Genomic DNA, 8537 nt, shown 5'->3' with positions numbered 1-8537 from the left:
CGGCTCGTCGGCCAGAATGAAGTCCGGCGACTGAACGAGCGCACGGGCGATCGCCACGCGCTGCTGCTGGCCGCCCGAAAGGGTGTCGGCGCGTTGCAAGGCATGCGATAGAAGCCCGAGCCGGTCCAGCGCCTTCGCGGCCGCAAGTCGTCGCTCTGCTGAGAACTGTTTGAACAGCACCGGCACCGTCGCACAGTCGGCGACCGTGCCGATCAACACATTGGTAAGGACGTCGAGCTGGCCCGTGAGGTTGAAGTGCTGAAAGATCATGGCGCAGCGTGATCGCCACTGACGCAGCGCCCGCCCTTTGAGCGCGCTGACTTCGGTGTCGCCAAAGAGGATGCGCCCGGCGGTCGGCTCAACGAGACGGTTGATGAGCCGCAGCAGCGTCGATTTGCCCGCACCGGAACTGCCGATTACGCCCACGAACTGGCCGGGCGGAATGGTGAGAGTGATTCCGTTAACGGCAAGCCTAGAGCCAAAGTGGCGGCTAATCTTGGCGAGGAGAAGTGGTTGCCTGTCCATGTCGGAACCGTGCCAGCCCCCTGTTACGATCAGGATTCATTCGAATGAATTTTTGATGACATTCGAATGATTCCCCTTTCCGCTCCCTGCAAGAGAGGGGCCGCCAGGGCAAAGGGCGACTTTTGAGAAACGCCTTCGCCGACATCCCAGCATCGGCTGCGCTCGCGAGTGACTTCGGGATTGCACCCGCGGAAACCGCCCCATCACCACGTTGACCGGGACGGGCTACACTCTTGACCGATCTACATTTTCCCTCTGGATGATCTGATTGCGCCTCTGCGGCTCGTGGTCGGCAGGCAGCCCCATCATCGATCGCGCAGGCCATGAATGGGACCCCTCGCGCAATAGCGCGCAGTTCGTCGGGCTTGCGACCTCGCACGTGCTAGCCGTGATCGTTCAAGTTCCTGGCCGCAGCCGCCAAGGGCAATTGTAAGGGGATTCTAACCGCCCGCTTCATCTCCGGTGGCCTGGCCAATCATCGCTGGCGGATCGTGTATCTGACCTCAGCTGCGCTAAGGGCTACCTTGGGTTTTGAAACTGTTCACGTTCTTCCACACGCGCTGCCGTGTCGGTACTGCCGTGCCCCTCGTGGAGCGATGACATCGACAATGCGATTTTCATTTAGGTGCTCTCAGCGGCGCCAACTGGATAGAGGCTGTGCGCTGGCGCGGCTCCTGACGGGCCGTGTTATGCACGCTCTAAGAGACGGCGCATGACTCGAGTGTCGATTCAAAACTCAGTGAAGCGAGCCAGCAGAACCTCGGTACTAGAGCCGGTCTGCGACATGTTCGTTTGGCGCTGCTGCTTCGGGGAACGCCGCACGCGAGGCGGTGAAAGCGGGATCGCGTCCGAAGTTCGACTCGCTCACTCGGCGGCCGCCATGATCATCGTCACATAGCCGTCACGTCAGTCATCTAAAGCAAATTCATTCGAATGAATGGGGGGCTTTCCATGGTTCGGGATAGTTGGCGGGCCATTCGGGACCGGCTCTCGGATGAGATCGCTTCCGGTATGCTGACGCCCGGCACGCAATTGCCGACGGAGCCAGAGCTGTGCCGTATGTTCGAGGCCGGCCGCCACTCGGTGCGTCGAGCAGTGACAGCGCTCGCAATCGAAGGCAAGCTTCGAATCGAGCAGGGGCGCGGAACCTTTGTCGAGGCTGCGCCGAAGCTGAACTACCACGTCGGTCGGCGGACCCGCTTTCGGCAGAACCTACTATCGCAAGGCTTCGAGCCCGGCGACGAGACCATCGCGGAGGATATCGTACCGGCTTCTGCTTGGGTCGCGGAAGCTCTGCGACTCCACGAGGGCGCGCCGGTGCATCAGCTGCTACAGCGCAGCTTAGCCAATGGCGTGCCCATCAGTCTTGGCTTCACCTTTCAATGTGCCACCCGCTTTCCCGATTGGGCGAAGCTGCGGCGCCAGGGACTTTCGATCACGGAAGCCTATCACGCCTATGGCATCACCGACTATATGCGCAACTCGACCAGCGTGCATTCGCGCCGCGCCCGCGAGGAGGAGGCGAAGCTCCTACAACAGCATATCGAACAGCCAGTGCTGGTCGTGCGCAAGGTCGATATCGACATGGACGGGGTGCCGATCGGCCACTCGGAAGGGATCTGGGCTGCTAGCCGGGTTCAATTCGTGTTCGACGGCGCAGAGAACATTCCGATCCGCTCGCGACGTCGCCGCCGCAAGACCAAGTAGCGTTTCTTGCACCGCGCGAAGGGGGTAGACCAATGACGACTGCCGACGGAGAGCCAGCTCATCGCCGCCTGCTGGAGACGCTTGCGCGCGGCAATGCTGGCCAAGTCAAGACGTTTGCGGAAGAACTCCTGCCCGAACTCGGGGCAGTCGAGGTGCTCAAGAGCCGCAGCGGTCTCGTCATGCTGCCGATGCGGGACACCGTCCGCGGCGCCGACTTCCATCTTGGTGAGGTGCTGGTTTCGGAGGCGCATGTGAGGCTCGCGGGCGCAGAAGGCTACGGGATGGTGGTCGGCCGTGACCTCGAGCACGCGATGGCGATGGCGCTGATCGATGCGGCAACCTTCGCGGGGGTGGCGCAGGGACGGATTGGCGCCTTCATCAAAGCCCAGGCCGCAATCATCGCCGAGACGGATCGCCAAACGCTGCGCGCGGTCGAGGCGACCCGCGTCGAGATGGAGACCTTCGGATGACTGCGATCGTTTTTCCAGTTCCTGACGACGAGGAGCAACGGGACAACGCCACCTTCGAAGCGCTGATGTGGGCTATGGCCAGGCCTGGCACGGAGCAGGTGCTTCCGAAAAAAGGTCTGCTGCCCATCGCGCTCTCACTCGTCGATCTGGAGACGCGCATCTATTGCGACGATCCGGACCTACGCGAACCGCTTGCGCGCACCCGGGCCGCCTTCGTCCCGCTTGAGGAGGCCGACCATCTCTTCCTGTCGGGCCGGCTAACGGCGGCTCTCGCGACTTCCGTAGGAACCGGCTCGCCTATATATCCCGACCAGGGCGCGACCATGGTGGCGTCAGTAGCGCTCAACAACGGCCCACATGTCCGGCTGACCGGTCCCGGGCTCGATGGAGCTCTAACAATATCGCCTGCGATTGCTCCAGCCTTCTGGGAGGTGCGGGCGCGCATTCCTTATCCTGCCGGCTTTGAGCTCGTTCTCGTCGAGGGACGCCGGGTCGTCTGCCTGCCGCGCTCGACTATGGTGGAGGTGCTCTGATGGCTTATGTTGCAGCACGCGGCGGAGAAAGGGCGATCGACCAATCGGAGCGATTATATCGAGAACGGCTGGGGAAAATCGACACGGCCCGGGTCGATGGAATCGAACGTGCGCTTCCGTGGCTGGTTGACCGGATTATGGGCGAGGCGTCTCTCTATGCGCCCCGACTGGCTGCGCTCGCGCTGGCGCAGTCGGGTGGTGATCTCTACGAGGCCATTTTGTTGTTGCGGGCCTGGCGAACGACACAGCCGCGCCTTGCCGTCGCCGAACCGCTGATCCAAGACAAGCTTTTTACGCATCGTCGAATTTCGGCGGCCTTCAAGGATATCCCCGGTGGTCAAATCCTGGGCCCGACCCTCGACTATTCGCATCGCATCTTACGCACAGATGTTCTGGATGGGGCCGATTTAGAACCAGAGCCGGTGGAGCCGAGCGCGGAGCCGGCTCCTCCGCATCAACCGTCACTTGCGTCATGGCAGAAGACCCAAGGACTTGTCATCGATTTCGAGCGGGACGACATCCCCAAACAGGATATCCCCGATCTCACGCGAGAGCCGCTGCTCTTTCCAGCGAGCCGTGCGCACAGGCTCCAAAGCCTTGCGCGTGCTGATACAGGCGGTTTGATGGCGTTCGGTTACGCGGTGATGCGCGGATACGGCGCTGCCCATCCGACCGTCAACGAGCTTCGCCTGGTCGAAGCGGACGTTGAGATTACGCATCCTCGCGGCACGGTCTTCTCGGCGGGGCGTGTCAGGGTCTCCCAGGCCGAAGTCGCTTCGAAGGCAGGCGTTGAAACCATCGAGCTTGGCTTCTGTGCAACACTGGGTTGGAATGAGGTCAAGATCATTGCCGGCGGTACGCTCGACCTCAACGAGCGACATGCAACCAAAGGATCGCCCTTTGAAGAGGAGTTCTTCCTCTCGCACACTGAGCCCGTGGAAGGTGCGGGTTTCTGCCAGCATTTCAAGCTGCCCCACTATGTGACGTTCCAATCCACGCTCGATGCGATGCGCGATGCACGACGGAAACGCGCCGACAGGGCATCTCACGATGTCGTCGAGGAACCAGCCGAATGAAGAAACTGAACCAACTCACGCGACCATCACAATTATTGTCCTATGGCTTTCTCGATCCCTCCGCAAAACGAGAGCTTCGTCGCAAACTCTTGAAGGCGATCGCAATTCCAGGGTGCCAGATCCCTTATGCAAGCCGCGAAGTGCCCATGGCACGCGGTTGGGGCACGGGGGGCCTGCAGGTGACCTTGACGCTTCTGAAGCCGTCCTCGGTGGTCAAGGTCATCGACCAAGGCGCGGATGACGGTGTCAATGCGGCTTCTATTCGCCGCTTCTTGTCGAGGGTCTCGGGTGCCCGCGAGACCACCGACACATGCGAGGCAACGATCATCCAGTCGCGCCATCGGGTCCCCGAGGAAATCATGCGGGAAGATCAAATCCTGGTTCTTCAGGTCCCCGAACCGGAGCCGCTACGGCCCGTCGAGCACCATATTTCAACGGCGCGACAAATGCACGCCGACGCCGATTACGCCAAGCTCTGGTTGATCCTCTATGAGCAGATGGTGCGGACGGGTCGCATCATGCAGGCCACCGAATATCCCTCCCTGGTGAACGGCCGCTATGTCATGTCACCGTCGCCGATTCCGCGATGGGACGTGCCCAAACTGCATATGGCACGCCATCTGACACTCCTTTCAGCTGGTCGCGAAAAGCGTCTTTACGCCGTGCCACCCTTCACAAAGGTTGAGCCGCTCGCCTTCTCCGACGTGCCGTATCGGGTCGAAGATCATGCCCATCTCACCTGCTCCCGTTCGGGTCTGAAGGGCTTCTTCATGAACGAGATCCCGCAGCACGATGGTGGCTCACTGTTCGAACTGTCCGATAGTGGCCTCTGCCAGAAGTCGCTCCGCCGTGCCGCAGGCGAAGACGTCTTGATCGGCGCAACATGGTACCGAAACGGGATGATGCCGTGAACCTCATTGAAGCACCATCCTTCAAGCGCAATCTCGATGCGCCGAAGCTGAACCGCACCCAACCGGTCCTGGCGATGCGCGGCGTCTCACGTCGCTTCGGTGATGTGACAGCCTTGAATGATGTGGACATCGCGGTCTATCCCGGCGAGGTCCTTGGCATTGTCGGGGAGTCGGGGTCGGGCAAATCCACGCTGCTCAGGATGATGAACCTTGAGGACAGTCCAGATCAGGGCGACTACAGGCTCGCTATACCTGGCGCGACAGGGAATCTTTTCACCCTTGATCGCTTCGCGCACAGGATGCTGCGTGCCCGCCACATCGGTATCGTCTACCAAAATCCGCACCTCGGTCTGCTGATGCGTAACTCGTCATCCGGCAATGTCGCCGAGCGCTTGCTGATCTCTGGTGAACGGCGTTTTTCGGCGCTTCGGTCGCGTGCCCGTGACGCGCTCGATGCGTCGGAATTCCCGCTCGAGCGCATGGACGCCCCGCCGATCGAACTCTCCGGCGGCATGCAGCAGCGCGTCCAACTCGCCAAGGCGATCGCGCTGGAACCGGCGCTTCTGCTGCTTGACGAGCCAACCACTGGCCTGGACGTCTCGGTGCAGGCTCTGGTGCTCGATACGCTAAAGCGGTTGCAGCGGGAGCGCGCTATCACCATGGTCCTAGTGAGCCACGATCTCGGCGTGATACGCACCATGGCAGACCGCGTGATGGTGATGCGGAAGGGCCGTGTAGTAGAGGAAGGGCTAGCGGACCAAATATTCCAGGATCCGCAGCATCCCTACACACAGTCGCTCGTCCACGCCAAGCTATGAGGCCCGATATGTCTCGCCCCGTGCTTGAGGTCGAGGACCTCTCCAAGCATTTCGATATCCACCATCTACAGCAGCGCGTGCTCGCCTTCTCCGACGTGAGCTTCCGGCTCTTTCCAGGACAGTTCCTGCTGCTCCGCGGGAGCAACGGCGTCGGCAAGTCGACGCTGCTTCGGACGCTCTATCGCAGCTATGTACCCAAGGGCGGCCACATCTGGTTCGATGCAGCGGAAGGTCGGATCGATCTCGCCACCGCAGCGGATATCGACGTCGCAGCGTTGCGTCGGCGGGACATCGGTTTCGTCACCCAGTTCCTGGTCGCCCGGCCGCGTGTCGCCGCCGAAGAGCTCGTGGCCGAACCGCTTCACCTTGCGGGCTGGCCGCAGGCCCGGGCGCTCGACGAGGCCCGCCGCTGGCTCGACGAATTTGGCGTCAAACGCGAGCTCTGGCGCGCCTATCCGACGACCTTCTCGGGCGGCGAGCAACAGAAGGTCAATCTCGCTCGGGCGCTTGTGCTGCCTCAGCGCCTGCTGCTCCTCGACGAACCTACTGCCAGCCTCGATGCCGGTGCGCGGCAGGCGCTGATCCGGCGCCTCGGCGCACTGAAAGCGCAGGGTGTGGCGATGATCGGCGTCTTCCACCATCCTGAAGACATTGCCGAGTTGATCGATATGCAGTTGATGCTGAGTTTGAAGGAGATGGCCGATGTGGCTGAGTGATGTCCGCGCGGTGCTACCAAACACCGTGCTCGAACGCGCTTCCATTCTGATTGAGGATGGCCTTATCGGGGAAATCGTCGAGGCACCGGTACGGGGTGGGATCAACTGCAAGGGCCTCCTACTGCTGCCCGGTTTCATCGACATGCACGGCGACATGATCGAGCGTGAGATAGAGCCGCGACCGCGTGTGCACATGCCTATGGAACTTGGCCTGCGCGATCTCGACCGCAACCTGGCCGGTTGCGGGATCACTACGGCCTATGCGGCGCTCTCCTTCAGTCTGTCTTCGACCTACGGCCATTTGCGGAGCTATGACCACACATCCTCTGTGATTCGCGAATTGAAGCGGATGCGAGGCCGGCTGTTGGTGGACCACAAGATCCATGCGCGGTTCGAGATCACGTTTCCGAAGGCCCTTGAGGTGATCGACGAACTGATCGCCGAAGGCAGCGTCGACCTGATTTCGCTGACCGACCACACGCCCGGGCAAGGGCAGTACCGGGATATCGAGCGACTCATCGATTCCATTGCCGCGGAAAAGGGCCTTTCCCAATCGGAAGCGGCGGACACCGTCGCGCGCCGCATCGAGGCGGGCTGCCGCCCGGAGCAGGAACTAGCCGCCACGCTTTCCGCGATCTCAAAGACTTGCCGCGTCCATCATGTAGCGATGGCAAGCCATGACGACGATACGCCGCGCAAGGTCGGAATGATGGCTGCGCTCGGCGTCGTCATCAGCGAATTCCCGGTCACAGCCGAGGCCGCCGACGCCGCGCGTTCAAGAGGCCTGCGCACCGCAATGGGCGCACCAAACGCTCTGCGCGGCGAGAGCTATTCCGGCAATCTTTCCGCGCGCGAGGCGCATCGCGCGGGATTGCTGGACATCTTGGCTGCGGATTACCACCCTTCGGCGATGCTGCCCGCCGTTCTGGAACTCGCCCGCACCGATCCACGCGGTCTTGCCGGTGCGGCGCGTCTCGCCAGCGCCAACGCCGCCGAAGCGCTGCGGCTCAGCGACCGAGGCGAGATCACGCCGGGCAAACGCGCGGACCTCGTCCTCGCCGACGACGAGGGTATCGGGCATGTCATCGCGACCTTCAGCGCCGGCCGGGTCGTCTATTCCAACGGACATCTCGCCGGGACCGCCTGCGCCAACGCGGCTTAAGCTCACTATCTCGACCGTGGGGAATCATTCGAATGTCATCAAAAATTCATTCGAATGAATCCTGATCGTAACAGGGGGCTGGCACGGTTCCGACATGGACAGGCAACCACTTCTCCTCGCCAAGATTAGCCGCCACTTTGGCTCTAGGCTTGCCGTTAACGGAATCACTCTCACCATTCCGCCCGGCCAGTTCGTGGGCGTAATCGGCAGTTCCGGTGCGGGCAAATCGACGCTGCTGCGGCTCATCAACCGTCTCGTTGAGCCGACCGCCGGGCGCATCCTCTTTGGCGACACCGAAGTCAGCGCGCTCAAAGGGCGGGCGCTGCGTCAGTGGCGATCACGCTGCGCCATGATCTTTCAGCACTTCAACCTCACGGGCCAGCTCGACGTCCTTACCAATGTGTTGATCGGCACGGTCGCCGACTGTGCGACGGTGCCGGTGCTGTTCAAACAGTTCTCAGCAGAGCGACGACTTGCGGCCGCGAAGGCGCTGGACCGGCTCGGGCTTCTATCGCATGCCTTGCAACGCGCCGACACCCTTTCGGGCGGCCAGCAGCAGCGCGTGGCGATCGCCCGTGCGCTCGTTCAGTCGCCGGACTTCATTCTGGCCGACGAGCCG

Annotated in this window: 10 protein-coding genes; 9 read left to right on the top strand and 1 reads right to left on the bottom strand. The window is 62.0% G+C overall.

The genetic code is table 11. The features are described 5' to 3' along the window. On the bottom strand, positions 1-525 hold a 525-nt coding region (locus A3M7_RS0137300; RefSeq protein ID WP_027548451.1), incomplete at its 3' end, for a phosphonate ABC transporter ATP-binding protein. A 951-nt stretch (positions 526-1476) separates the two neighbouring features. Between A3M7_RS0137300 and phnF the strand changes: the two genes are divergently transcribed. The 9 genes from phnF to A3M7_RS0137255 form a co-directional block, all read left to right on the top strand. Then, positions 1477-2232, top strand: coding sequence for a phosphonate metabolism transcriptional regulator PhnF (gene phnF / locus A3M7_RS0137295; protein WP_027548450.1), 756 nt, complete (start codon positions 1477-1479; stop codon positions 2230-2232). Between the two features lie 32 nt (positions 2233-2264). Continuing rightward, positions 2265-2702 carry a phosphonate C-P lyase system protein PhnG gene (phnG, locus tag A3M7_RS0137290; protein WP_027548449.1) on the top strand — a complete coding sequence of 146 codons (438 nt, stop codon included), beginning with the start codon at positions 2265-2267 and terminating at the stop codon, positions 2700-2702. Then, on the top strand, positions 2699-3235 hold the full coding sequence (gene phnH, locus A3M7_RS0137285) for a phosphonate C-P lyase system protein PhnH (RefSeq protein WP_027548448.1): 537 nt from the start codon (positions 2699-2701) through the stop codon (positions 3233-3235). The genes phnG and phnH overlap by 4 nt, the downstream gene beginning before the upstream one ends. Beyond that, positions 3235-4311 carry a carbon-phosphorus lyase complex subunit PhnI gene (locus A3M7_RS0137280; RefSeq protein ID WP_027548447.1) on the top strand — a complete coding sequence of 359 codons (1077 nt, stop codon included), beginning with the start codon at positions 3235-3237 and terminating at the stop codon, positions 4309-4311. The genes phnH and A3M7_RS0137280 overlap by 1 nt, the downstream gene beginning before the upstream one ends. Beyond that, entirely contained in the window at positions 4308-5222 is a 915-nt protein-coding gene (locus A3M7_RS0137275; protein WP_027548446.1) for an alpha-D-ribose 1-methylphosphonate 5-phosphate C-P-lyase PhnJ, read from the top strand. The genes A3M7_RS0137280 and A3M7_RS0137275 overlap by 4 nt, the downstream gene beginning before the upstream one ends. After that, positions 5219-6040, top strand: coding sequence for an ATP-binding cassette domain-containing protein (locus A3M7_RS0137270; RefSeq protein WP_245284410.1), 822 nt, complete (start codon positions 5219-5221; stop codon positions 6038-6040). Before A3M7_RS0137275 ends, A3M7_RS0137270 begins: the two co-directional genes overlap by 4 nt. Before the next feature lie 77 nt (positions 6041-6117). Continuing rightward, positions 6118-6756, top strand: coding sequence for an ATP-binding cassette domain-containing protein (locus A3M7_RS0137265; RefSeq protein WP_245284409.1), 639 nt, complete (start codon positions 6118-6120; stop codon positions 6754-6756). Next, a complete protein-coding gene (locus A3M7_RS0137260; protein ID WP_027548443.1) occupies positions 6743-7918 on the top strand; it encodes an alpha-D-ribose 1-methylphosphonate 5-triphosphate diphosphatase in 1176 nt (391 codons plus the stop codon). The genes A3M7_RS0137265 and A3M7_RS0137260 overlap by 14 nt, the downstream gene beginning before the upstream one ends. A 94-nt stretch (positions 7919-8012) precedes the next feature. Next, a partial coding sequence (locus A3M7_RS0137255) for a phosphonate ABC transporter ATP-binding protein (protein ID WP_027548451.1) occupies positions 8013-8537 on the top strand: 525 nt, incomplete at its 3' end.

The sequence above is a fragment of the Bradyrhizobium sp. WSM2254 genome (genome assembly GCF_000472645.1).
Classification (GTDB): Bacteria; Pseudomonadota; Alphaproteobacteria; order Rhizobiales; family Xanthobacteraceae; genus Bradyrhizobium; species Bradyrhizobium niftali.
This window is presented reverse-complemented; position numbering and strand designations above follow the sequence as displayed.